The organism is Paraburkholderia sp. SIMBA_030, from assembly GCF_046535245.1.
In the GTDB taxonomy this organism is placed as follows: Bacteria; Pseudomonadota; Gammaproteobacteria; order Burkholderiales; family Burkholderiaceae; genus Paraburkholderia.
In genome coordinates this window covers 1-261 of the sequence record NZ_JAWRXB010000875.1, presented here as the reverse complement: position 1 = coordinate 261, position 261 = coordinate 1, and the positions used below count along the sequence as shown (strand labels likewise).

The 261-nt window shown below is 67.8% G+C and carries 1 pseudogene; it reads right to left on the bottom strand.

The window, feature by feature from the left end:
* Positions 1–199 (bottom strand): annotated as a pseudogene (gene pntA, locus SB772_RS42515) (NAD(P)(+) transhydrogenase (Re/Si-specific) subunit alpha); the annotation flags it as partial.
* Positions 200–261: the final 62 nt, after the last annotated feature.

Here is a 261-nt window from a genome sequence, read left to right as displayed (position 1 = left end):
CGAGCGTCCCGAGGTCCAAGCCTTGCACCACCGAAGCGCCGGCGTGCCGGTAATCGCTGTCGCTGTGGCCCGCGGCGAGGCCTGCGCCGGACTCGATTTCAACTGCCAATCCCAACCCCGTCAGTTGCTTGACCGTCTCGGGCGTCGCCGCGACGCGACGCTCGCCGTCGAGCGCTTCACGTGCTACGCCTGCCTTCACCCGCCACCCCTCTTCCGCAACCCGAACCAGTTGGCATGAGTCTATGACTGCGCGGAGCGGGA